Annotated in this window: 21 protein-coding genes; 14 read left to right on the forward strand and 7 right to left on the reverse strand. The window is 54.1% G+C overall.

Going from position 1 to position 25,148, the window contains the following annotated elements; genetic code table 11:
* Positions 1-31: 31 nt before the first annotated feature.
* The 3 genes from SD425_RS19690 (at position 32) to SD425_RS19700 (ending at position 3,407) form a co-directional block, all read left to right on the forward strand.
* Entirely contained in the window at positions 32-1,675 is a 1,644-nt protein-coding gene (locus SD425_RS19690) for a S8 family peptidase (protein ID WP_324671727.1), read from the forward strand.
* Between the two features lie 128 nt (positions 1,676-1,803).
* On the forward strand, positions 1,804-2,628 hold the full coding sequence (locus SD425_RS19695) for an MOSC domain-containing protein (protein WP_324671728.1): 825 nt from the start codon (positions 1,804-1,806) through the stop codon (positions 2,626-2,628).
* Between the two features lie 110 nt (positions 2,629-2,738).
* On the forward strand, positions 2,739-3,407 hold the full coding sequence (locus SD425_RS19700) for a DUF2461 domain-containing protein (protein WP_324671729.1): 669 nt from the start codon (positions 2,739-2,741) through the stop codon (positions 3,405-3,407).
* A gap of 53 nt (positions 3,408-3,460) precedes the next feature.
* Here SD425_RS19700 and SD425_RS19705 read toward each other — a convergent pair whose 3' ends face one another.
* Positions 3,461-4,084 (reverse strand): deoxynucleoside kinase, encoded by a 624-nt coding sequence (locus SD425_RS19705; RefSeq protein WP_324671731.1) that lies wholly within the window; start codon positions 4,082-4,084, stop codon positions 3,461-3,463.
* 167 nt (positions 4,085-4,251) lie between these two features.
* Here SD425_RS19705 and SD425_RS19710 point away from each other — a divergent pair, with 167 nt between their 5' ends.
* Complete coding sequence (locus SD425_RS19710) at positions 4,252-4,695, forward strand: hypothetical protein (RefSeq protein WP_324671732.1); 444 nt, start codon at positions 4,252-4,254, stop codon at positions 4,693-4,695.
* A gap of 11 nt (positions 4,696-4,706) precedes the next feature.
* Here SD425_RS19710 and SD425_RS19715 read toward each other — a convergent pair whose 3' ends face one another.
* Positions 4,707-5,351: a DUF6565 domain-containing protein gene (locus SD425_RS19715; protein ID WP_324671733.1), complete on the reverse strand. Its 645-nt coding sequence runs from the start codon at positions 5,349-5,351 to the stop codon at positions 4,707-4,709.
* A 141-nt stretch (positions 5,352-5,492) separates the two neighbouring features.
* Here SD425_RS19715 and SD425_RS19720 point away from each other — a divergent pair, with 141 nt between their 5' ends.
* The 5 genes from SD425_RS19720 (at position 5,493) to SD425_RS19740 (ending at position 12,131) form a co-directional block, all read left to right on the forward strand.
* Positions 5,493-5,999: a GNAT family N-acetyltransferase gene (locus tag SD425_RS19720; protein ID WP_324671734.1), complete on the forward strand. Its 507-nt coding sequence runs from the start codon at positions 5,493-5,495 to the stop codon at positions 5,997-5,999.
* Positions 6,000-6,596: 597 nt separating this feature from the next.
* Positions 6,597-9,746 (forward strand): SusC/RagA family TonB-linked outer membrane protein, encoded by a 3,150-nt coding sequence (locus SD425_RS19725; RefSeq protein WP_324671735.1) that lies wholly within the window; start codon positions 6,597-6,599, stop codon positions 9,744-9,746.
* Between the two features lie 21 nt (positions 9,747-9,767).
* A complete protein-coding gene (locus SD425_RS19730; protein WP_324671736.1) occupies positions 9,768-11,231 on the forward strand; it encodes a SusD/RagB family nutrient-binding outer membrane lipoprotein in 1,464 nt (487 codons plus the stop codon).
* Positions 11,232-11,328: 97 nt separating this feature from the next.
* Positions 11,329-11,760 (forward strand): hypothetical protein, encoded by a 432-nt coding sequence (locus tag SD425_RS19735; protein ID WP_324671737.1) that lies wholly within the window; start codon positions 11,329-11,331, stop codon positions 11,758-11,760.
* Positions 11,761-11,909: 149 nt separating this feature from the next.
* The gene (locus SD425_RS19740; RefSeq protein ID WP_086595588.1) at positions 11,910-12,131 is read left to right on the forward strand and encodes a CDGSH iron-sulfur domain-containing protein; all 222 of its coding nucleotides are present in this window, start codon (positions 11,910-11,912) and stop codon (positions 12,129-12,131) included.
* A 92-nt stretch (positions 12,132-12,223) separates the two neighbouring features.
* On the opposite strand, the gene SD425_RS19745 is transcribed toward SD425_RS19740, so the two are convergent.
* Positions 12,224-12,484 (reverse strand): acyl-CoA-binding protein, encoded by a 261-nt coding sequence (locus SD425_RS19745; protein ID WP_324671738.1) that lies wholly within the window; start codon positions 12,482-12,484, stop codon positions 12,224-12,226.
* 128 nt (positions 12,485-12,612) lie between these two features.
* Between SD425_RS19745 and SD425_RS19750 the strand changes: the two genes are divergently transcribed.
* Positions 12,613-13,902 (forward strand): amidohydrolase family protein, encoded by a 1,290-nt coding sequence (locus tag SD425_RS19750; RefSeq protein ID WP_416381006.1) that lies wholly within the window; start codon positions 12,613-12,615, stop codon positions 13,900-13,902.
* 76 nt (positions 13,903-13,978) lie between these two features.
* Here SD425_RS19750 and SD425_RS19755 read toward each other — a convergent pair whose 3' ends face one another.
* The gene (locus SD425_RS19755; RefSeq protein ID WP_324671740.1) at positions 13,979-17,248 is read right to left on the reverse strand and encodes an SBBP repeat-containing protein; all 3,270 of its coding nucleotides are present in this window, start codon (positions 17,246-17,248) and stop codon (positions 13,979-13,981) included.
* Positions 17,249-17,795: 547 nt separating this feature from the next.
* On the opposite strand from SD425_RS19755, the gene SD425_RS19760 reads away from it, so the two are divergent.
* On the forward strand, positions 17,796-18,326 hold the full coding sequence (locus SD425_RS19760) for a nicotinamide-nucleotide amidohydrolase family protein (RefSeq protein WP_324671741.1): 531 nt from the start codon (positions 17,796-17,798) through the stop codon (positions 18,324-18,326).
* A gap of 62 nt (positions 18,327-18,388) precedes the next feature.
* On the opposite strand, the gene SD425_RS19765 is transcribed toward SD425_RS19760, so the two are convergent.
* Positions 18,389-19,417: a hypothetical protein gene (locus SD425_RS19765; RefSeq protein WP_324671742.1), complete on the reverse strand. Its 1,029-nt coding sequence runs from the start codon at positions 19,415-19,417 to the stop codon at positions 18,389-18,391.
* A 152-nt stretch (positions 19,418-19,569) separates the two neighbouring features.
* Here SD425_RS19765 and SD425_RS19770 point away from each other — a divergent pair, with 152 nt between their 5' ends.
* From SD425_RS19770 to SD425_RS19780, 3 genes are all read left to right on the forward strand, one after another.
* Positions 19,570-20,766: a zinc dependent phospholipase C family protein gene (locus SD425_RS19770; RefSeq protein ID WP_324671744.1), complete on the forward strand. Its 1,197-nt coding sequence runs from the start codon at positions 19,570-19,572 to the stop codon at positions 20,764-20,766.
* A gap of 151 nt (positions 20,767-20,917) precedes the next feature.
* A complete protein-coding gene (locus SD425_RS19775) occupies positions 20,918-21,823 on the forward strand; it encodes a manganese catalase family protein (RefSeq protein ID WP_324671745.1) in 906 nt (301 codons plus the stop codon).
* 199 nt (positions 21,824-22,022) lie between these two features.
* Positions 22,023-22,790 (forward strand): peptidylprolyl isomerase, encoded by a 768-nt coding sequence (locus SD425_RS19780; protein WP_324671747.1) that lies wholly within the window; start codon positions 22,023-22,025, stop codon positions 22,788-22,790.
* Positions 22,791-22,948: 158 nt separating this feature from the next.
* On the opposite strand, the gene treF is transcribed toward SD425_RS19780, so the two are convergent.
* Entirely contained in the window at positions 22,949-24,541 is a 1,593-nt protein-coding gene (gene treF / locus SD425_RS19785) for an alpha,alpha-trehalase TreF (RefSeq protein ID WP_324671748.1), read from the reverse strand.
* A 55-nt stretch (positions 24,542-24,596) separates the two neighbouring features.
* Complete coding sequence (locus SD425_RS19790; RefSeq protein ID WP_324671749.1) at positions 24,597-24,989, reverse strand: hypothetical protein; 393 nt, start codon at positions 24,987-24,989, stop codon at positions 24,597-24,599.
* Between the last annotated feature and the right edge of the window lie 159 nt (positions 24,990-25,148).

Genomic DNA, 25,148 nt, shown 5'->3' on the forward strand with positions numbered 1-25,148 from the left:
GTATAGTCGCTTTTCTGCTTGCATCTCACTAATGTCTTTTTCCTTGTCTTCTTCCCTCAAACCCTTGCTGCTGGCGCTGTTAGTGCCTGCTGCTACCCTCGCCCAGACGCCGGCTCCACCCGCTCCTCTTACCCCTGCCGAAGCTCAGGCGCAGCAATGGTTTCACCTTGATTTTCAAAAAGATGGTGCCGTTGGCGTGAGTACCAACCGGACGTACCAAGATCTGCTGAAAAACCGCACACCTAGCCCCACGCCCGTTATTGTGGCTGTCATCGACGGCGGCGTAGACACGGCCCATCAAGATTTGCGGCGCGTTCTGTGGAAAAACCCCAAAGAAATTGCGGGTAACGGGCAGGATGATGACCACAACGGCTACGTAGACGATGTGTACGGCTGGAACTTCCTAGGTGGAAAAGATGGCCGCAACGTCGACATCGACACGTATGAAGACACCCGTTTGATGGCCAAACTGCAACCCTTGTATGAGGGCAAAACCCGCACGGCGGTACCAGCAGCCAAGCGCGACGAGTTCGACTTGTATACGCAGGTGAAGAAAACCTACCAGGAGAAGCTCGCCGAGAGTACCCAACAGGCGCAGCAGATTGGGCAGCTTTACGACCAAACCAGCGAAGTAGTAACGCAGGTGAAGAAGGCCCTGAACGTGGCCCGCCTCGATACGGCTACCCTGCACCACCCGCCTACGACCAATCCGGCACTGCTTGATGTCACCACCCAGCTTTATCGGGGCATCACGACCATGGGCTTTGCCGACGCTGAAACAGTAGTAGCCGAAATGCAAAAGGCGGCCGAGCACGGCAAAACGGGCCTGGATTACTCGCTGAACCTCAAATACAATCCGCGCGACATCGTGGGTGACAACCCCGATAACACTAAAGATCACGCGTACGGCAACAAAGACGTAACGGGCCCTGACCCTGAGCACGGCACGCACGTTGCTGGCATCATTGCCGCCGACCGCGACAATAACCTAGGGGTGCAAGGCGTGGCAGCCAACGTGCGCATCATGGCGGTACGCGCCGTGCCTAACGGCGACGAGCACGATAAAGACATAGCCAATGCCATTCGCTATGCCGCCGATAACGGTGCCCAGATTATCAACATGAGCTTCGGCAAGTATTATTCGCCCCAGCGCCCTGCTGTAGAAGAAGCCATTCGCTACGCAGGTAGCAAAGGTGTATTGCTGGTGCACTCCGCAGGCAACGAGAACAAAGATCTGGACGTGGAGACGCAGTATCCATCGCCGCGCTTTCTGGATGGCAAGACCATTCCGAACATGATTACGGTAGGCGCCTCGGCCCGCCAAAACGACGAGAAGCTAGCAGCGGAGTTCTCTAACTACGGCAAGCGGACCGTGGATGTGTTTGCGCCCGGCGTGAACATTTACTCGACGCTGCCCGGCAACAAGTATGGTAACGAAAGCGGCACCAGTATGGCAGGCCCCGTGGTATCGGGTATTGCCGCGGTGTTAAAGTCGTACTTCCCCAAGTTGACGCCCGCTGATCTAAAGCGCATTATCCAGCAGTCGACGGTGCCTTACCACACGGAGGTATTGAAGCCCGGCACGCAGACCAAAGTACCTTTCGATCAGCTCTCTAACACGGGTGGTGTCGTGAACCTGTACCGCGCCGTGGAGTTGGCTCAACAGCAGCCATAAGCGCTAAAACGCAACCTCACAAACCAAAAGAGACGCACAAGGTTGTGCGTCTCTTTTGGTTTGTAGGGGTACTTATTTCTCCTACTTACGAAGCATGCACCAGCACCTAGCTTCGTACCTTTGCTCACATGTCCGCTTCTCTTACCCTCTCCGACCTCTACATCTATCCTATTAAATCACTTGGCGGTATTCGACTAAACGAAGCCGCTGTTGAACCGAGAGGTCTGCGCCACGACCGCCGTTGGTTGGTGGTAAATGAGCGCAACCAGTTCATGACGCAGCGGCAAAACACCGAGATGGCGCTGCTTGATGTGCATCCTGCCTATAACGGCTTCTTGCTCACGCACCGGCAGCGCCCGGAACTGCTGCCGCTCTACGTGCCTTTCGAAGCTAGCCCTGAGCGCACTTTATTTGTTACCATCTGGGACGATATGGTATTTGCTTGGCGCGCCGAAAAGGCCGCCGACGAGTGGCTCAGCTTAGCCTTGGGGCAGCCCTGCAAATTGGTGTATATGTCGGATATGGTGCGGCGCGATGTGGAACCGGAGCTAAACCCTAGAAATACGCTGGTGAGCTTCGCCGATGGCTACCCATACCTACTTATTGGGCAAGCGGCCCTGACCGAGCTAAACACTCGTCTCGATCAGCCCGTGCCGATGAATCGCTTCCGACCGAACCTCGTGTTCACGGGCGGCGAACCTTGCGCGGAAGACACGTGGTATGAGTTTCAGATCGGCGACCTAGCTTTCCGGGCGGTATGCGCCTGCAGCCGGTGCGTCGTCACGACCATAGATCAGCAAACAGCTGAGAAAAGCAGCCACAGCGAGCCGCTGCGCACCCTAGCCACCTACCGCACCATCAACAAGAAAGTAAGGTTTGGCCAGAACGTCACGGGCCCCAAACAAGGCACGTTGCGCGTGGGCGATACCCTGACCGTCCTCAACTACAAATAACCGATAGGAACGCGTCATGGCGCGTTCGTCGTTGAGCGGCTAGTACAGCACATCCTAGGCAGGCGGCCCAAGCGACAAACGCCGCGTATCACCTGCCTACATCTACTCCTATGGACCTCCCCTTTCTGCTCAGATTTCTTAACAACCTAGCTGCCAACAACAACAAAGCTTGGATGGATGCCAATCGTGCCGATTACCATCGGGCACGGGCTACGTTCACGGCATTGGTGCAGGAGCTACTGCACGGCTTGCAGCGCTTCGACCCCGATTTGCAAGGCATCACACCTTCCGATTCGATGTTCCGGATCAACAAAAACGACCGTTTTCAGCAGAGCGACGAGCCGTATAAAAACCGGATGGGAGCCGGTATGGGCCGCGGCGGGCGCCACTCACCGTGGGCGGGTTACTTTATTGCGGTAGAGGCCAACGGCCAAACGTGGGTGGGGGCTGGCAAATGGCGCCCCGAGTCAGCGGGCCTAGCTCGTATCCGCCAAGAGATTCATTACAACGGCGCCGAGTTTCACCAGCTGCGCCAAGCTCCGAAACTACAACAACACTTCCCCGATGGCTTCGAAGGCGAGCGGCTGCAACGCCCACCGAAAGGGTACGACAAGAACGACCCCGACATCGAGTGGCTTAAACTGAAAGACTTCTTTGTGTCGCAATCGTTCACCGACGCCGAACTCCTAGCCCCCGATTTTGTGCCGCGTGTGCTAGCGAGCTTTCAGGCAGCACAGCCGCTCGTGCAATTCCTGAACCGGGCCTTGGATGGAGAGTAAAGCTAATAGCTGAAAAGGGAGGAACGCGTCGTGGCGCGTTCCTCCCTTTTTAATTAAAACAGGCCAAATAAGGTGCTGTTGATGCGGTCGATGATCGTACCTAGGTCCTCGGGATTTTGCACGTAGTCGAGGTGGCTTACGTCAACAATGAGCATCTTACCGTGCTTGTAGCTGCTAATCCACTTCTCGTAATGCTCGTTGAGGTTACGCAGGTATTCAATCTTGATGTTGTTTTCGTAGTCGCGGTTGCGCTTTTCAATCTGCTGAATGAGCTTGGGCAGATCGGCGCGTAGATAGAGCAGCAAATCGGGCGGCTCCACCATGCTAATCATCGACTCAAACAGGTTCAGGTAGTTCTGGTAGTCGCGCTCGGTCATGAGGCTCGACTCATGCAGGTTAGCCGCGAAGATGTGGGCATCCTCATAGATGGTGCGGTCCTGAATGACGCCTTTGCCGGCGCTTTGGATGGTTTTGATTTTCTGCGTTTGGCGGAATCGACTGTTCAGAAAGTACACCTGCAAATGAAACGCCCACCGGGGCATATCGTCGTAGAAATCCTTGAGATAAGGATTATGATCTACGTCTTCTAGAAACACCTCCCAGTGGAAGTGGTGTGCCAATTTGTTAGCCAGCGTGGTTTTGCCGGCGCCAATGTTCCCGACGATTGCAATGTGCATGAGCTAGGTGCGGAACGAAAAAGTGAGCCGCAAAAATAAGGCATCAGGCCAGAACCGCTGGCAATTAGTTACAGCAATAGTAAAAGCTAACCATAGACCAATAATTTCTAATTTATGTTATATTAGTCACGTGCCTTATCCACCCATGCCTATAGCTATACCAGCCGATGTCTATCCCCCCCAATCATTTAGAAACTGTACATGATATTCATGGCCAACTTCTGCTGGAGTTCTGGCATTATCAGTCTGAACAGGTACTATACGCACGCTGGTTTGGTAATATAACGGCCGAAGCAGTTATCCAAGGGGCGCAGCAAGCAACAGCGCTACAGAGTTGGCTTCACTGCCCTTTTGTATTAAACGACAAGCACGAAGCTACCGGCGACTGGAGCGAAGCAATGACGTGGCTTGAATATGAGTGGCTCCCGCAAGCTGTAAAAGATGGCCTGCGAGCCGTGGCTTACGTCTTTGCCACTGATGTGAGCAATCAGATCGTCAGTATTGAATTTATGAAGCGCGTGCAGCCTCACATCGCCATCGAAATGTTCTATGATGCCTCTATGGCGTGGGACTGGCTAATGCGCCAGCCCCTACCTAGGGCTTCAGCCTGACAGAAGTTAACTTACAGGCCGTTGAAAATGTCTTTCATGTCCTTTGCCTTTTCCAAGGTTCGGAACTCGCCTTGCAACGAGCGTATGCGCACTTTCTCGTCGATATCTAGCTGGTCGCGCACTTGGTCGTAGCGCCCATTGAGCTTTGCCAGCACTACTCCCGCAGCGGTCCAATCAGCGGTGGTCCAAGTACGGCGCTGTGCCCGCGTCGACTCCAGGAAGCGGCCGTACAAATCCGGCAGCTCGGCCGCACGCGTCGTGTTAATGTTTACTTTTTCACCCAGCAATTTAGTCTGAAGGGCTGTGGCTTTTGCAGGGTCACCTTGTATGCTTGCTTCAGCGCTCTGCTGCTCAGCGGCCCACGTCTTGTAGCGTGCTTTCTGTGCGGCGTACTTTTGCTTCGACTGCACGGAGAGGCTATCCACGGCGCGGTCGAGGCGGGCACTTTGGCGGTCATAGTCGGCCATGAGCTTGGGCCATTTGCGGTGAGCACCGGCCGAAGCACTGTCGATTTTCTGATCGACCCAGGTGCTGAAGCTTCGTAAGTCTCGTTCTACCGCCGAGGGAGTAGCCGCCGTCGTTTTTTGTTGGGCCTGGGTGGCAAAGGGCGTCAGCGTCGTCGTAAGAAGGGCAAGCGGCAGCAAGAGTCGTTTCATCGTATGCAATAGTAGGAATGTTGAATACGAACGATTGTGTTGCATCGTTCGTATTTGGTACTGTGGGAAATTCGGGCCTAAAACGGCAGTATACGCTAAATGGGTTCGGTTCTTCGCCGAAAAATGACGTTTTTGCAGCCTATGTTACCACATTCTGCCGCTGTTACTGTTCAGCCTGCCACCCTGGCCGATATTCCCACCATTGTCAGTCTTGCTGAAGCTACTTGGGAGCCAACCTATCGTTTTATCATCTCCAAGGACCAGCTTGAGTACATGTACCGTGTCATCTACACGCCCGCATCTTTGCAGCGGCAGATGCACGACCAAGGACACCAGTTCTTGCTATTATACTGCGAAGGTCATCCGAGTGGCTTCGCGTCGTATTCGCCTAAAGACCAAGGCGTTTATCATCTCAATAAGATCTACTTGCTCCCTTCTCACCAGGGCCAAGGCCTAGGTCAGCAACTCATCCAGGCGGTAGAGGACATCGTACGGGCTGCGGGTGGCACCACCTTGGAGTTGAACGTCAACCGCTACAATCCGGCTATTGCGTTCTATGAGCGTCAGGGCTTTCAACGCTACCGCGAGGAGGATATTCCGATTGGCCCCTTCTGGATGAACGATTACGTGATGCGCAAGGAGCTGTAGCTCGCAGCTCTCTTCTTTCCGTGCCTGAAGCCTTAATCAATAGCTGATTAGGGCTTTTTTGTTGTCAATCTTTTTAACGTTCCACTCCTAGCTACCTGCGTTTCTCGCAACTGGCAGAGGCCGGCACTCGACAGACAGCAGCCAATATCCTTATGGTTGTAGCTTAAGAGCGCCCAGTGGAGCTAGCCCTGGTAGGTTATTGTTGATTTCACTTAACCCACGTCGACTAGGCACACCCTACCCTGACTGCGGTGACTTTGAATAGACTGTTATTTCCTATTACATCCTGCGAATTCAAAACTGACCAACTAGGCACCGAAATGTTGATTACAACTCTTTGCAATGGGTTTCCACATGACATAAGTACAATTTTAATTGAGTTTTAATTTTAGAATAATAATTATCGTTCACCCTACTTATGCTTATCCGCGAGTGGAGTCAAAGTTTACTTATAGCCTATAAAAGGCTGCTTTTATTAAAAATTCATCTAGTAATAGTGTGGTGCAGTTAAAATCATTGCTTTGTAACTTAACAATGAGTTTATTATGAATCGTAGTATTCGCACTCCTTTTTTCTTCTCATCACACACATCTCATTATGAGAAAATTTCTACTTGTATTTTTATCACTTGTGTTTGCTTTACAGCAACACGTAATTGCCCAGAGCCGAAGTATATCGGGTCAGGTAACAGACCAGGTAAGTGGTAATGGGCTTCCCGGTACGACCGTCCTAGTTAAAGGAACTTCACAAGGTGTATCAACTAACGCGGATGGCACCTTCACACTCAGTGTACCCAGCGACAATAGTGTCTTGATTATTAGCTCTATCGGTTACCTAACCAAGGAGCTTGCTGTTGGCAACGAGAGCAAATTCACTATCCGCCTAGCTGAAGACACCAAGCAGTTGAGCGAGGTAGTTGTGACGGCATTTGGGGTGCAGCAACAGCGCAAGTCGCTAGGCTACTCGGTTGCAGAAGTTAAGAACGAAGAGCTAACGCAAGCCCGCCAAACAAACGTTGTCAACTCACTATCCGGTAAGGTAGCTGGTGTACGCGTTCAGGGCTCCAGCGGCATGGTTGGCTCCTCGGCTAGCATTTTCATTCGCGGCCAAACCACGTTTACGGGTAGCAACCAACCACTATTTGTCGTAGATGGTATTCCAATTGATAACGGTGGCGGCGCCAATGCACTGCAATCCGGCGTTTCGAACTCCAACCGGGCTATCGATATCAACCAAGACGATATCGAGTCAGTGTCGGTGCTGAAAGGCCCGGCGGCTGCCGTACTGTATGGTTCGCGCGCAGCGGCTGGTGCTATCATTATCACCACGAAAAAAGGTGCTTCCCAGAACTCGAAGAAGCAGACGGTAACGCTCCTCTCGAATTACAACATCGTACAGGTATCGCGCATGCCTGACTACCAAAACACCTACGCTCAAGGCAACCGCGGTGTATTTAACCCTTTGAGCAACACGTCGTGGGGCCCAGTCGCAACTGGCCAAACCGTTACCAACTTCCGCGGCGAACAAGAGCAGCTCAGCATCAATCCGGACAACGTGAAGGACCTGTTCAAGACGGGCTCTAACTTCCAGAACAACGTTTCGCTTTCGGGTGCCACCGAACGCACACGCTATTATGCTTCTTATGGCAACCTCCACGAGGTAGGTATTCTGGACAACAACGACCTGAAGCGTAACACGGTAACGTTCAACGGTAGCGCCAACCTTACGCCAAAGCTACGCACCTCTGTTAGCACCATCTTCACCAATAACGTTTCGCAACGGACACAGCAGGGCAACCAACTCGCAAACCCCTTCTTCCGGTCTTGGTTCTTGCCGCGTAGCTACGACCTCAGCCGCTACCCTTACGAGTTGCCTACCGGTGGCCAGCAGGTTCCGAGCGATGTTACGTCGACGAACGGTCGCCTTGCCGCGAACAACACTTGGTATAGCACGGATGATAACCCCTTATGGACCATCAAGTACAACACCTACAACGATGAGTTGAACCGTATTGTGGGCAACATCAGCCTCGGTTACGACTTCACGGATTGGTTGTCGCTAGACTATAAGCTAGGTACGGATACCTACGCGCAAACCATCAAGCGCGTAAACGCGCGGGATGGCAAAGGTGCCGCAGCCGTAAGCGGTGTAGGCGCCATTGAGGATGAAACTTACACCCGTCGTGAGCTCAGCTCTTACTTGTTTTTGAACGCGCACCACGATATAAATGAAAAGTTCGGGGTTCGTTTATTGGTGGGTAACGAAATCAACCAACGTCGCACAACGGATATTGGCGTAGTAGGCAACAACATCCAGGTTCGGGGTTACGACAACATCACCAACACGCTCAACTTTACTCCTTACGGCTTGCAAACCGCTCGTCGTTTGATCGGGGTGTTTGGCGAAGTAGGTTTCGATTTCCGCAAAGCAGCATTCATTACCCTGCGCGGCCGTAATGACTGGTCATCTACTTTTGGTAAGGAGAACCGGTCTTACTTCTACCCTGGCGTTTCGACCAGCGTAGTGTTGACGGAGCTTATTCCTACCCTGAAAGATAACCGCATCTTGAGCTCTGCCTCTATTCGTGGTGCAGCGGCACAAGTAGGTCGTGAAGCAGAGGAATACCGCACGGAGACGTATTACGCTTCCACCAACAACCCTTCTGATGGTTTTGGTCCTGCCCTAGCCTTCCCTTTCCGGGGGCAATCAGGCCAGTCGTATGGCAACGCTGCGGGCAATGCGAACCTAGGTCCAGAGTTCACGACCAGCTACGAAGTAGGTACTGATCTGGGCTTCTTCAACAACCGCATCGGGTTAGAAGCTACGGTATATAACCAGCAGAGCAAAGACATCATCTTCGCTGTGCCGGTGGCTGGTGCTTCGGGCTTCACTAGCTCTTACCAGAATATCGGTCGCTCGGAGGCAAAAGGTATTGAGGTATTGCTTACTACCACGCCTGTTAAAACGACCAACTTCACCTATAGCAACTCCATCAACTGGACGCACATCAAAACGAAGGTGCTGGAGCTAGCCCCTGGTGTAGAGCAAATTACCTTGGGCGGATTTACCACACCTAGCACGCGCCTGATTGCAGGTCAGCCCTATGGCGTCATTTTCGGCAGTGTGTTCCAACACGCCCCTGATGGCCAGTTGTTGCTCAATGCCAATGGTCGGACGGCTACAGCCGCTGCTAACCAGATCGTAGGCAATCCAAATCCGCAGTGGACCGGCGGCATGACGAACACCTTCTCGTGGAAAGGATTGACGCTGAATACGCTGATCGACGTGCGCTATGGCGGCGATATTTATGGCCGTAACATCACCGACTTGCGTCGCTCGGGCTCTGTTAAAGAAACTCAAGACCGTAACCGCACCTACGTGCACAAAGGTGTCGTAGCGAATAGCGATGGTACGTATTCGCCCAACACGACGCAGATTACCGCCGAGGATTACTTCACAGACCTTTATGGCGCTAGCGTAGCCGAGTACATTATCTTCGATGCTTCCTGGATTCGCTTACGGGAAGTAGCCTTGACGTATGTGCTGCCTAAAGCGTTGACCAACCGGACTTTCCTAGGCTCTGTGGAGCTAGGCCTCAACGCCCGCAACGTATTCCTGTATGCTCCCAATGTGCCGCACATTGACCCCGAGGTGAATGCCCAGGGCGCGAGCAACTCCCAAGGGTTGGAATACAACGCGTTGCCTCAGACCCGCACGTATGGCGGCTCTATCCGGCTTACTTTCTAACGGCTTTACTCCTCTGCTAGCATGCAACTTTCTCGCTTTACTAAATACGTAGCGTTTACCGCAGCACTGGGTTTGCTCAGTGCTTGCGACGACTTCCTGGATATAAATAACAGCCCCAATGCCGTGTTGGTCGCTCCGCCTAACAACGTGTTGGTGGGTGCCGAATCGCACCTAGGGTTTCTGATGGGTTCTGATCTGCACCGCTACACGGCCCTGTTCGTGCAGCAGTTCGCGGGCCAGGGCGGCGCGGGCGTGCAGCCCGTCGATTACGACCGCTACAACATCACGCCCACGGATATGAACAACGTGTGGCGGACGGCAATTTATGGCAGTGCCCAAGCCGACTTGCAGAAGCTGATCGAACAGACGCAGACTTCCAGCCCCGTTTACGCTGGCATCAGCAAGCTCATGCAGGCCTTCTTATATGGCGTCACGGCTGATTCCTTTGGTGATATTCCTTTCACCGAAGCCTTGAAATTTGCAGACAACCCGCAGCCGGTTTACACCCCATCTCAGGACGTTTACTCGGGTCTTATCACGTTGATAGACGCCGCCGTAGCTGATTTAGACAAAGCCTCCGTACTCCGCCCGAGCGCCGATGATTTGATCTACGGTGGTGATGTTGTGAAGTGGAAGAAATTTGCCAATACGCTGAAGCTGCGGCTCTACTTACACTACTACCCAAAGCTTTCGTCAACGGCCAGCTCCAACTTGGCTACGCTGCTGAGCCAGCCGGCTACGGCCTTCATGACGAGCAATGCTGACAACTTCCAGCTAGCTTTTGAAGCAGTAGCCGGCAAAACGAACCCCATCAACCAGTTTGAGACGAGCCGGGCCAATCAGTTCTTTCCCAGCACCACGCTGGTGAACCTGATGAATGCGAAGAGTGATCCACGCCGTCCGTTCTATTTCACTGAGTCTCCCGCGGGGCAGTATACAGGTGCCGCCAATGGTACCGGTTACCTAGGGGTAAACACTGCTTTTTCCCGCATTGGCACCTTTCTGCGCGGTGCCAAAACGGGCACAGGTGCACAAGAATACGCTGGTGATGCGCCCATCCGGATGCTCACGTACTCGGAGTACAACTTCATTCTGGCCGAGTACTACTTGCGTAGTGGCAATGTTGCCCTAGCTCAAACCAAGCTCAACGACGCCATCACGGCTTCTATGCAAATGGCAGGCGTGGCCACCGCTGCGATTAACACCTACATCGCAAGCCGGCCTGTGCTGGCAACGGCTGCTACACCGCTCCAAAATATCATTGAGGAGAAGTTTGTGGCCAACTATGGCGTAGCCGTCGAGCCGTGGTCTGACTGGCGCCGTACGGGCTTCCCGGCGCTTACACCGGTGTCTATCAACCCAGTGTTGACCCAGATTCCGCGCATTCTACCTTATTCCGATGTAGAGCGCACGGCGAATCCCATCAACACCCCCGCCCGCACTGACCTCACCGCTCCGTCGGTGTTCTGGGACCCAGGCCGGTAAACGTAGTCGCCAACTTGAGCAAGCTGCTCGTGGCCTTCTCTCATTTTCACGACATATTTCCATGCGCATACATCTTTACACGCTTTTGCTTCTTTGCTTGGTAACACTTACACTGGCGAGCTGCAAAAAAGACGACGTTTTGGACGACATGATCATCCCCAAGACGTCAATCACCTTCAATGATAATATTGAAACAATTAGTGCCGATTACAACAGAGCCAGCACACTCACGCTGAAAATCAGCGGCGTAAGCGCCGCTAGCAATGTGCAGATCACCAGCACCTACTCGGTGAGTGGCACGGCAAAGGCGAAGGACCTAGGTACCTTGCCCGTTGCTGATGGCGTGGCTACGTTGAGCGTACCCGCAACGGCTCTCCGCAACACCGCCGATGGTGCCGTGGTAGGTGCCACGGCCACTGGCACGGGCACGGCGTCACGGGCAAACAACTCTTATGTGCTGCAAGTGAATGCGCTGTTGCCGGATGGCACCAGTGAGCGGCGCTTGTTCACAGCCGTGCTTACCCAGTAACGCGGCCTCTCGGCTCAGCCGAACAGCTAGCTTCTCAACGCCCCAATCAGATCGATTGGGGCGTTTTAGTTGTATCTTGCCCGACACATTCGCGGCACCCGTACGCTGCAACTCACGTACTCCACTTTATTTTACTTAACTCCTTCTTCATGGCAACCAAACTTACCGTTCTCAGCAATGGCTCCCTCCGCGTAGAGGGCGACTTCGAGATTGTAGACGCGCAAGGACAGCCGTATGGCCTAGGCGGGCGCGAGCGGGTGAGCATCTGCCGTTGTGGCCTCTCCAGCAACAAGCCGTTCTGCGACGGTTCGCACAAAGGACATTTTGAGCACAACGCTGTAGCCTTCGACCTCCCTGCGCCCAAAGTTTAGCGCGAAGCTTTTGCACACAAAAAAGCCTTCCCTGTACAGGGAAGGCTTTTTTGTTGGTAATAAACCAAAGACGATAGTGCTTGCTATGAACGTTAGGAAGCGGCAAAAAGCGAATTCACTAGCTCCACATACTCGCGGCGGGCTGCTTCTTTGCTCTTGCCCGTGAGGCTAGCCCAAGCGTCAAACTTGGCAATACCTTTGAAGTCGAAACCGCCTGGTCGGGAGCCGGTTACATCGCCTTCTGTAGCTTGTTTGTAGAGCGAATAAAGTTCTAGCAGAACCGTGTTGGAAGGTTTGGTGGGGAGCTGCTGCGCACGCTGGGCAGCGGCTTCAAATTCGTCGTGGGTAGCCATTAAGGAAGGAGATAGTTGAGAAAGGGGTCAAACAACAACGAACAAGGTAGGTATTTCAACCAGATACCGCTACATGCAGCGTAGTTCTATTGCCTAACTTGACGCTGTTTCCCCCTAACCATTCTTTCATGAACCTACGACCTCTACCCCTACTACTCAGCAGTTTGTTGCTAACTGTATTCTCTGCGCACGCCCAAAAAACCTATTTGCATTGTGGTCGCCTATTAGACGTTCGTTCTGGCCGAGCGCAAACTCAGATGACTCTTGTGGTGGAAAATGGACGCGTGGCTGCCGTACAATCGGGCTACGCCGCAGCAGGTGTCACCGACAAGGTGATTGACCTGAAGAACAAAACCGTGCTGCCTGGCCTCATCGACTGCCACGTACATATCGAGTCGCAGCCAGGCAAAAACAACTTCAGCGAGCAGTTCATCCTTAACCCCGCTGACCTAGCTTACCGCGCCCTCGATAACGCGCGCAAAACGCTAATGGCGGGCTTCACTACGGTGCGCGACCTAGGGGGCTCGGGCGTGAATGTATCGCTGCGCAACGCCGTGAACCGTGGCCAAGTGGTTGGGCCGCGCATCTTCACGGCTGGCAATGCTATTTCGGCCACCGGCGGCCACATGGACGATACCAACGGACTCTCGCGCGAGCTAATGGATAAGCTAGGGCAGCCGTCGAGCGTAGCCAACGGGCCCGACCAGTGCCGCCAAGCGGTGCGGGAACAATTCAAGCGCGGCGCCGACGTCATCAAGATTGCCTCTACTGGTGGCGTGCTCGACCTGTCCAAGGACGGCAGCGGCCCGCAATACAGTGAGGAAGAAATCAAGGCGGTGGTCGAAACAGCCCGCGACCTAGGTATGAAAGTGGCCTGCCACGCGCACGGCGCGGAAGGTATCAAGCGGGCCATTCGGGCCGGCGTGACCAGCATCGAACACGGCACCCTCATGGACGAGGACGGCATGAAGCTCGCCAAGAAGTACAACACCTACTACGTACCGACTATCATTGCCGGCAAGTCGGTGGCGGATTCGGCCAAAATCGTGGGCTACTTTCCGGCGGCGGTGCAGCCAAAGGCGCTCAGCATTGGCCCTTTGCTGCAAGGCACCTTCGGCAAAGCCTACAAAGCCGGCGTAAAAATCGCCTTTGGCACCGACGCCGGCGTGTACCGCCACGGCGTGAATGCCCTAGAGTTTCAGTACATGACGGAAGCCGGCATGCCCAACCTGGAAGCCTTGCGCGCCGCCACCCTCAACGCTGCCGACCTCCTAGGCGAAACCACCAACCTAGGTACCCTGGAAGCCGGCAAGCTAGCCGACGTGGTAGCCGTGGATGGTGACCCATTACAGGATATTAAAACGATGCAGCATGTCACGTTCGTGATGAAGCAGGGCGTGGTGTATAAGCAAGAGTAATCCCCTAATCATCAATAAAGTAAAAGAGCCTAGCTAGGTCCTTCTCACAGGACGTGGCTAAGCTCTTTTTTCAAGCTTAGTACACGACAATGCGCGTGGTCTGCGTAGTCTCTGCGCTCGTCAATCGCACCAGGTAAACGCCTGCGCGCAATGCTGGAGCTGGCAGCGCTCCTGTTGCCGCCGATACCGACCACTGCGCTACCCGCTGCCCCGTCACCGCGTACAGCTCTATTAAGGCTTCTTTTCCTAGCTGCTCTTCAACGGTGTAACGCAGTGACTGCCCTGTGCCAACAACTGTTGGGAACACCCGGAAACTAGCTTTCTGCCCCTCCAGCTGCTTTTCTCGCACAGGCAACACCCAACCCGATGACAAACGCGCCACAAAGCCAGTACTGTACTGCAATCCACCATTTGGAACAGATGCGCTACCAAAGGTTGGTTTTATGCTCTGATAATTACCTACCAGATACACTCTGTTCTGAGGGGCCAACAGTAAATCTGTACTTTGCTCATTAGCGCTGCCACCACCGGTAGCTAGGTTTTGCCAAGTGCCAGTAGTGCCATCGAGCCGGGCCACGAAAGCATCGGTACCGCCCTGACTGGTGGCCGTTAGCAACGGCGCTAGCGTAGGACTATCGAAGGTAGCCGTGCCGAGTAGATGGCCTGCCATATAAACATGCCCGGTAGCATCTACGCGAATAGCCGTAGCCCGATCTTCCCCGTTGCCCGCGCGCACAACCCAGCGCCAAGCGCCGGTAGCACCATTGAGCCGGGCGACGAACATCTTCGATGACCTCTCCGTAGCAGCACCGGTACTTAACGACAAAGAGCCGAAGGTAGCATTGCCCGTAAAGCTGCCTACCACGTAAGCGTCGCCGCTATTATCTAGCGCAATAGCGTTGATGTAGTCATCAGCCCCTACGTAGGGGCTATAGCTACCCCCGGATGCTGTCCATTGCCAAGTACCAGTGGCCGCGTCTAGGCGCGCCACGAAGGCATCTACGCCATTAACGTAGCCTGGCAGAGTTAGCTGGCCTCCCCCCGGATTGCTGAAAGTTGCGTTACCGATGTAAGCGCCGGCCACAAACAGATGCCCGGTAGCATCTGCCGCAATTCCGTCGCAAAACTCATTGCTCGATCCGCCTGCACGTACTGCCCACTGCCAGCTACCATCAGCCGGTGCAAGGCGCGCAACGAAGATGTCGGGCTCTATTCCGCTACCGGTGGCCGTGGTGAGGGAGATAGTCCCGCTAGTACCGGTGAAGGTAGCTGTGCCTGCAAACAGACCTAGCACGTAGGGGTTACCAGCGGCATCCACGGTAACCCGTTGGCCTATGCAAATACCCGCGGGCCCTGAAAGGCCCGTAAGATCGTTGCGCACAGCCCACTTCCAAGCACCAGTAGCGGCATCGAGTTGCGCTACGTAGGCCACGAGCGCGCTCGTTCTACCCGTCAACGTTATCGGCGTACCGGCTGTAGCACTGTAAAAACTAACCTTCTGCCCGCCAAAGCTACCTGTGGCATATACATGTCCTAAGACATCTGTGGTAATACCAATGGCAGTTGTACCTAGGTAGGCCGAAGCAATACGCACGGCCCACAGCCAGTTACCAGCGGGGTCTTGTTTCGCAATAAAGCCTGTTTGAGCCGTTCCTAGGCTAGTCATCGTTACGGTGCCAAGCGTGAGTTTTCCCTGGAAGGTGCCTGCCACATAGATATTGCCGGCAGCATCGGTAGCAGCACTACTGGTTTGCTTGGGCCCACCAGCGTCGGGGCTGGCTACCCACTGCCAGTTACCACTACTCGCTTCTACTTGCGCCACAAAGGCATTCTGACGGTCGCCACCAACTACTGCCGTAGCTGGCGAACTGCCGAATGTTCCATTATTATTATAGAAGCCAGTAGTATATAGATGCCCGTCTCGACCCAGGGCTATTGAGTGACTGCGGTTTCCGAGCCAGCTAAGCAAGCTGGTAGCTCCTACTGCCCACTGCCACTTGCCCGTCGAGGGTTCCAGGCGCGCGACAAACGTATTAGCATAAGACCCGTTTTCGCTTGTACTGAGTAATCTGATTGGACTTCCGGAGGTAGTAGGTGTAAAGTCAGCCCCTCCACTCGTAGAGCCTGTGACATAGGGTGTACCAGCGGCGTCTACCGCGATGCTGCCCCCAAAACTATTGCTACCAGATCCGCCTCTCACCACCCATTGCCAATCGCCGGTGGCAGCATCTAAGCGCGCCACGAAGACATCGGAGCCTTTGGAGCCTGCTGGTGAGAGTGACGCCCCCGATGGACTATCAAACGTAGCGGCTGGTATTGGAATGGGAGGATAAGAGCTCTTGTTACCACCTCCCCAAAATCCCCCTGTCACGTACACGTGCCCGGTGCCATCGGAAGCTACACTCGCGCCGCTGTCTTCGTGGGTACTTCCCCCGCGTACAATCCATTGCCAAGCGCCGTTGCTACCGTCCAACCGAGCCACAAAGATATCGGGGCTGTTTTCGGCACTCACAAGCGTTAGCGTGCCACTAGCAGCCTTGAATGTAGCAGGGCTAGCCGCAGTGCCCTGAAAGGAGCCGGTCACATAAATATTTCCAGTTGCATCGGCAGCAATGTTCCTAGCTTGGTCGTGGCCGGTGCCGCCACCCTGCACAGCCCACTGCCAGGTGCCGGTGCCAGCGTCTAGGCGCGCGACAAACACGTCTTCTGCCCCGCCATTGCTGGAAAGTGTAAGCGGAGCAGTTGCCGCATTATTGAACGTAGCATTGCCTTTAAAATTCCCGGTCACGAATGCATGTCCTGTAGCATCTAGCGCAATACCTATGCCTGAGCGTGGACTCACGTCTGCGCTGATATTATTGCTGATGGTTGCACTGGTAGCCCATTGCCAAGCACCATCAGTACCATTGAGTTGGGCTACCATGATATCCGTCCCTGTGTTTGTACCCGTTAAGGTAGTAGTACCGAATGTAAAGCTACCAGCTAGGTTAGCGGTCAGGTAAAGCTTATTGGCAGCATTTAACGTCAAGCTAACTTTACGAGGATAGATAAAGCCTACATCGCCGCCACGCACAGCCCACAGCCAGTTACCAGCAGCATCCAGCTTAGCTACAAAGACAGCGTCTGATCCTTCATAGGTCAAGCCCCTTGAGTTATGCTCCAAGGTCGTCGCGCCAAACGTAATGGCACCCTGAAAAGTACCGGCTACAAACACATTCCCAGCGGCATCCGCCACGATGCTTGCTCCTTGGGAAATGCCATTACCTAGCTTGGCATCAATAGCCGTTACCTGATCAAAAGTCTGCGCGCCAGCCACCTCCGATAGCAGCGCCAGGGCAAATAGCATAAGTACGCCTTGCCAACGCAGGCAGGACAATAAACATGTAAACATTGCTTAAAGTGGTAAAGGTGGAAGTATAAACGGGGTAATCTATTGGTAATCAACCTTAGCTACAGCAGCCTACTTCTCCCCACCAGCAAGTCACGTTGTACTCATCCCCTAGGTGCCGTTTAGTTGACTGAAGTAACCACTCAAAAGTTGCTTTATTCAACGTTTTATATACATTAATTTTAGATTAATATAGTTTGAGTATTGTGTTCCACTTTCTAAGCTAATTCGCGCTCCGTTGGTAATTATTCCGCGGCTACTCCCACGTACTTATCTACCTTCTCTCAAACCCTAGAGGAGCTTGTGCTGTACCCTTGTCTGTATGAACACCTTATGTAATCGAAAATGCTAAAATGCTAGATCTTAATAGTTCAGCTAAGCACTAGGGTTGGTAACCTACACAGTTGAGTTAGGCGAAAACAAGGCGGTAAAAAGCTACTCTTCGTTGCCAACCCAGACCCAATTGCCCAAGTATATGCAGCCCTAAGCTCTATGTACTTCAGCAATGGAAACACCCGAAATAGATAACCTCGTCAAGAAATTCCTGCAATTCAAACTCACCATTGCCTTTGCCGAAAGCTGTACGGCGGGTCTGCTAGCTTCTGAGTTTTCGAAAGGGGTTGGCAGCTCCGAAGTGTTGCTCGGTAGCGTGGTCACGTATCATCCGCTGGCCAAGCATAAGCTACTGGGAGTAAGCCAGGACTCTCTGAGTCTGTACACGGCCGAGTCGCAGCAGGTGACAAACGAAATGGTGATGGGCCTGCACAAGAAGCTGCCGGCTGATATGTGCGTTGCCATCACGGGCTTGTGCGGCGCCGGGACTTCCGAAGCCGACATTAAGCCGGTGGGCACCATGTTCTTCACTTTTCTGCATCAGAACCACGCCGAAGAAGTGCGGCAAGAGTTTGAAGGCGACTGTGTCTCCGTTCGGGAGCAAGCCGTCGATTTTATCTTCACGCACCTAGGCGAGTTGCTGGAACGCTATTCGGAGCGATACGCCGCAGAAGCGGTGGAAACTCGCACGAAAAAAGGCTAGGTTGCATAGCTACCTTCGAAAAGGTGAGCGGCGCATAGCTAGTTTGGTCTACTATGCTCCGCTCACCTTTTTTTCCCGAGAAGCATAATCTGCAAGTTCAGGCGCACCACGTCGCCCATAGAGCGGCAACGATTGAAAAGCTCTGTGCGGTGGTGGCGGTTTAACTCGGCTTTCAGCTCAATTACTTTTTCGGGCGTTGATACTTCGTCGGCGCGCATGCAGTCAATCAGGTCTTTCAATCGGTAGCGCGCCGCCCGCACCCGCCGGGCCATCAGGGAGCGTTCCTCCGTCTGGTATTGCCGCACGCTTTCGGCCGTGAGCAGTTCGCCGCACATCTGTACGATGGGCAAATTGTCCTTGAAGAATTGCGGCAAGTACATCGTTTTGCGTCCCTCGTAGCTCTGCTGGTCGAAGTCGATGGCCCGCACCCGGTATTGCTCGTCCTCAAAATCGGGCGTCACGTCGATGACGTAGTTGTAGGCGCGCATGTCTCCGAGCAGCCGAGCAAAGCACCGCTCATTGAACTTCACAAATTCTTTGGCGATACGCACCTGGTTGAGGTGAGGGCGGTTGAGATGATGGCGAATGAAATCGTCGCCGGGAATTCCGGCAATGTGCTCCTCAATTAGCGAGTCGCGGTATACCAGGTAGTTGATGCGGTTGGGCGATAAGATATGTTCTAGCTCCAAGCCATACACTCGCGACGCATCGGCCCGCTTTACGTAGAAATAGTCGTAGTTGTCGTTGAACTGGTTGACGATGCGCACCCGAAACGGATTGCTGTTGCCGAAGCGGCAGTAATCAATCCGATCCGCAATTAGGTGCTCCGAAAACGATAAGTCGCCGTCCGTCTTTAGCAGCGCATACACTTGCGAAAGTCCGGCGGACAGCTCCCGCAAGCTGCTAGGTTCATAAAAAACTGTTTGCCACAGCGTATCTCGTCCATTGCGGTCGAGGCGCGCAAATGAGCCGGTAAAGTGCTGCAAGTCGGCATAGGTGACGGGCAGCATAGTTTCGCGGTCGTAGTCGTGCAGGTACTTGCGCAACGACGGACTAATGGCGTAGTTTATTTTCTTCTTGGAAATGTTCATGGCGGGTGGTCTGAGCCAACTTGCGAAGCTAAGCAGCTAAGAATTAGAAGTTAATTCATAAGGCTAACATCCCGGCATTGTCCAAAACTTATAAGAAAATTCCGACCTTCGTGCTGCCGCATGCTCGGCGGTTTATTTTTCCCTTATCCGTTATGAAAAAGACATTACTTGTGCTGGCCTTGGTGCTCCTGCTGCCGGCCTTATCACCTGGCTGGGGCTTTTTTGCCCACCGCACCATCGGGCAAGTAGCCATTTACGCGTTGCCCAGCGCTATGCAAGGTTTTTACTTCCGGCACCTTCCCGAAATTGTGCGGCTTATCACGGCGCCCGACGAGCGCCGCGAGTCGGACCCTGCCGAAGCGCCCAAGCACTATATCGACATGGACCACTACGGCGACAACCCGTTTGGCGATATGCCCAAAGCCTGGGACAAAGCCAGCGCCAAGTACTCGGCCGATACGCTACGCAAGTATGGCACCGTGCCGTGGACGGTGATGGAAGTGAAAGACCAGCTCACGGAAGCCTTTAAGCAACGCGACACGACGGCCATTCTTCGCCTCTCCGCCGACCTAGGTCATTACGTGTCCGATGCCTTTGTGCCGCTGCACACCACCGAGAACTACGACGGTCAGCTCACCAACCAAGCCGGTTTGCACAGCTTATGGGAAAGCAAACTACCGGAGCGGCACATTGCCGAGTACAAGCTCGATAGTGACCCCGGCCGCTACTTAAAAGACCCGCAAGCCGCTATCTGGCAGGCGGTGCAGGAGTCGTACGGTTTTCTCGGAGCTACCTTCGATATGGAGGAAAAAGTAACGCGTGACTTCACGCCTGATACCAAATACGTCTACTCGCATAAGTTCGGTAAGACACGCCGCTCCTACTCCGACGCTTTCGCCGATGCCTACCACAAAGAAGTGGGTGGGCAGGTAGCCTACCGCCTCAAGGGCGCACCTACCCTAGTGGCTTCTATGTGGATGACGGCGTGGAAAGATGCTGGCAGCCCTGACTTAGATGCGTTGTTGCCGAAGAAGCAAACCAAGGAGGAAAAGGCTGAGCTAGCCGCTCAAATCAAGACTTGGAACAAAAATGAGCTGGTGCCCCAAGAAAAGCTGATTGCTTTGCAGAAAGAAAAAGCGGTAGAGCGCCCCGATGAAATCAAGTCGGCGGAAGAGGCCCCGGCTACGCCTGCTACGTATGAGGCCGCTACGCCTGCTGCGGCCCCAGCCGCTCCTACCACGGCTCCAGCTACACCAGAGAAGATAAAGGTGAAAACCAAGGGCGGTGACAGTCCGAAACAAAAGCAGAAAATAAAGCCACAGAAGAAGGTCGACGACGGCTGGAATTAAGCCCGTAGTGCTCCAGGTTTGCTGTTGAGCTCCAATATATTACACCAACCCCAGGCAGATAACCGCGTAGGATGAGCTTATGCCAAGGGAACTGATGCACTCAGTTTCCCTTGGCATAAGCTCATTTTTATTTCACCCTTACCTGCCTACGATGATCCTACGCTATGACCGGCTGGCCGTTGAACTGCCCAAGCCCAAGAATCCTTCACCCAATGATGCAGCCGCCATTCAGGAGTTGCTAGGTGGTAAGTACGGGGAAATGTCGACCCTAATGAACTACACGTTTCAGTCGTTCAACTTCCGGGGACGTAACCGTTTGCGACCATTCTATGACCTAACCTGCAGCATTGCCGCAGAAGAGTATAGCCACATCGAGGCCGTTTCCTACGCCATCAACCTGCTCCTGACCGGCCAAACGGTGCGGGGCAAAGACCCAAAGCCAGGTCCATTGAAGGAGGTAGTTGATGCGCGCAACACGTATCATTTCCTTTCGAGCGCTCAAGCAGCTGTGCCTTTCGACTCGATGGGCAACCCCTGGACGGGCCAATATGTGCACGCCAGCGGCAACTTGAAGCTCGATCTACTGCACAACTTCTTTCTGGAGTGCGGAGCTCGGGCCAACAAAATGCGCGTGTACGAGATGGTAACTGATCCGTGCGCCCGTACCATGATAGGCTACCTGCTCGTACGCGGTGGGCTACACGTGGTAGCTTATGCTAAAGCACTAGAGAAGCTAACCGGTGTAGAAGTAAGCAAGCTGGTACCTGTACCCGAACTCAGCAACGATGCCTTCCCCGAGGCCAAGAAGCTTCAGGATGAGCAGAAGCTGCACCTCAAGCTCTATACGTTCAGCCCTGACGATTACAAGCAAGCCGGTATCATCTGGAACGGCTCGCACCCCGAGGATGGTCAACCGCTGGAAGTGGTACAAGGTGGCTTCATGGGTGTGCCTTACCCCGATTTGGAAGAGGAGCCCCAGCTCAACTCGCCCGGCGCCGACGACTACGACCCGGAGATGTTCAAGGACATCGCCAAGAAGATGGGTATTAAGCTGTAGCCTAGCACCAGCCTTTTCCGCATATTCTAGTTACTTTGAGTTGCTGTCGTCTTCGGATGGCAGCAACTTTTTTTGTGCCTTACGCAGCCTAGCTTCGCGCTTTCTTAGCGGCTGACCTAAGTCGCAGGTCAGGTAAAAGCTCGTTTTATTCTGCTGGCGGCGTTCTAACGCGTTGCTGTTTTTCTTTTTCTACGCTCCTATGTTCTCTCTCCGTTCTACGCTTGTTGGCTGGTCAAAAGTAGTAGGGTTATGCGCTGCCCTAGCTTTTGCTACAGCGTGTGGCCAAGCCGACAAGCCCGCCGAAACAGCCGCGGCTAAAGCGACGCCTCCTCCCGTTCCTGGTCCCGATCTTACGACCCTCACCGACAGCAACGCCGCTCCTCTGCTCCTAGCTTACTTGAAGCAGTATCCAGGCTCTGAAGTCATCATTCACACGCGGCAGGGCAACATGCGCATCAAGCTCTACGACGATACGCCCATCCACAAGGCCAATTTCCTGCTGCTCTCCCGCAAGGGTGTGTTTGACGAAACGGTGTTCAACCGCGTCGTGAAAGACCTCGTGATACAAGGTGGCCGCTCCGACCATCGCACCATCCGCATCACGAAATACCACCTTCCCCCTGAAGTGCGCCTCGCTCACTTTCACAAGCACGGTGCCCTCGGCATGGCCCGCTACGACGACGAACAGAACCCAGGCCGCCTCTCCTCCAACAACGATTTCTATATCGTGCACGGCAAAAAAATGGCGCCTGCTATGGCGCAGGCTATGTCCGGCCGCAAGCTCACCCCCGCCCAACTCAAAGCATATCAAACGGACGGTGGGGTCCCAGCCCTAGACGGAAAATACACTGTGTTCGGCGAAGTTGTCGAAGGCCTAGATGTTATCGACAAAATTGCCAACGAGCCCGTAGATGCTTACAGCTGGCCGAAGAAAGATGTAGACATCAAAGTAGAAGTAGTGAAGTAGTCAGAAGGCTACAAAGCCAGCTCCCCTCCTTTTTTAAGGAGGGGTCAGGGGTGGTTGATTAGAGCTAGAAAACTAGACCTAGCTTGTCGTTCAACGACAAGGAACCACCCCTGACCCCTCCTTAAAAAAGGAGAGGAGCTAGCTTTGTAGCCTTCTGACTACTTCACTACTTCCATCTTATATTGATTTATAATCTTCAACAGTACACCGTTTGTCCAGCCGAAACCGTCTTGTAGCGGGTACTCGCCACCGCCGGCTTTGATATTTGTGTCTACCACGTTGTACTTCTCCAAAAGCTTACCCGTTTGCTTGAACACGTTGATGTTCAAGGTGGCCCAGCGCTCGGCAATGGTGCGGGCCAGGGCGTGCTGTTCGTAACGCTCTAGGCCGCTGATGGCCATCCACTCCAGAGGAGCCCAGGCATTGGGAGCGTCCCATTGCTGGCCGCTTTTGTTGAGCGTGGTCACGAGGCCACCTGGCTTTAAAAAGTCTTTCTGCAAACCGGCGGCTATTTGCTTGGCTTGGCTCTGGGTGGCTAGTCCAAACGTCAGCGGGAAAGCGGAGGCTAGGGTGCGCACCGTGGCGCGCCGCCCGGCTACCCAGTTGTAATCGACGAACCAACCAAGGTCTTTGTCCCAGAAATAAGCCAGAATAGCCTTTTTACGTTGCGCCGCTTTGGCAGTGAAGGCCGCGGCCTGACTCCGGTTTCCCTGTAGCTCGTAGGATCGTGCCAGGGTAGTTTCCAAGTGCCAGAGCAAGCAGTTCAGATCAACCGGCAACAGGTTAGTGGTTTGGATAGAACCTAGGTTACCGGCCGGCCCAAACCAACGGCTGCTAAAATCCCAGCCCGACGCGGCGGCCGCCCGAATGTTGCGGTAGAACTGGTTCAGCGGCTGTGTGGTGGTCTTGCCCGACGCCACATCCTGAGCGTACGATTCTTCCCGGGGTTGGTCGCTGGCGTCCCAGTAGCGGTTTAGTAGCGTGCCATTGGGGAGGCGCACGGCAGGTCCGTAAGCCCGACCAGCCTTAATGGTATCAGCTCCGGCCATCCAGTAGCCATACTCCTTAAGCATGGGCTCTTGGTAGCGCACGAGCACGGTATCGCCTTCAGTTTGTGCCAGTAGCTCTACCATGTTAGCGAAGAACGGCGGCTGCGAGCGAGTCAGGTAATAGGTACGGTTGCCGTTCGGGATAAATCCTACTTCACGAATCAGGTGCGAAAAGTTGTTGAGAATGTGCCGCATCACGGTATAGCGGTGGCTTTCCTGCAAGCCTAGCATCGTGAAGTATGAATCCCAGTAGTACACCTCCCGAAAGCGCCCGCCAGGCACGATATACGACTGCGGCAGCGGAATGAGCGACGTGCCCTGGGTGACGGCCGGATCGGCGCGGCGTTCCAGCACCGTCCAGAGCGTGTCGATGTGGTGGCGAATACCCGCGTTGATGTTGCTCTGATACTGCTTGGTCACCTCCCCCTGATACAGCTTGGTGACTTCGCCCGGCAACTCAAAATACGTGAGCGTGAAGCGTCGCAAGTCAAACCCCGGCTGACTCTTCTGCTCCTGATACGCCTGCCGAATGACCGCTGGCGCGACTTTCGGCACGGCATCCACAAACGTCTTTCCGTCGGAGAAGATAAGGCCGAGCTGGATGGCTTCGAACAATTCCGGGTACAGCTGCCGCGGCGATTCGCGTTGGGCCTGCGTACCTAGGCTGACAAATACCAGAACAAGAGCAAGCAGTTTTCGCATCGGTAGGGTGGTTTTAGGGCTGAGAATAGGTGGCAGGTGACAGGAGCGCAATGGGTTATTCTTCCCGGCGAATACCAACTAGCTTGGTTTTGAGCGCGTCGCCGGGTTCTTCTTTTAGCAGGCCGGGCAGTTCTTTGCGGGTGTACCCGAGGGTTTGGGTAGTGGCGAAAAAGTCGGTCCCGCTTACGTCGGCACCAGCCTGCGCTTCCTCTTTTCGGGCCGGGTGAAACAGCGCGCTGTCGTTGGTGACGCGGTAGAGCTTGTAGAAATAATAGCGCCTAGCCGTGTCATCTGTCGGGTGAAATTGCACCACGTACACGTCGCCTACTTTCGGGTCGCCGAGGTAGGCTTGCGGTTCGGTGGTGCGCTGTTGGCAAGAGGCCAGCAACCCCATTGTCAACAAGAATACAGAACTGCCAACTAGGTTTTTTGAAGAGAAAAATTTCATAGTCAAGACGTAAAGGAGCAACAACGTACGAAGAGACAGCCATCCTTATACGCATTCACCTGAAGAGTAATCCATTTCGAAGCCGTTATTAGCCGCCCGGCGGTCCGACGCCCTAGGTGTCCGACCGGTTGTTGTCAGAACGATCCTCGCGTACCTAAC

Origin of the sequence: Hymenobacter sp. GOD-10R (genome assembly GCF_035609205.1) — a bacterium.
Lineage (GTDB): Bacteria > Bacteroidota > Bacteroidia > Cytophagales > Hymenobacteraceae > Hymenobacter.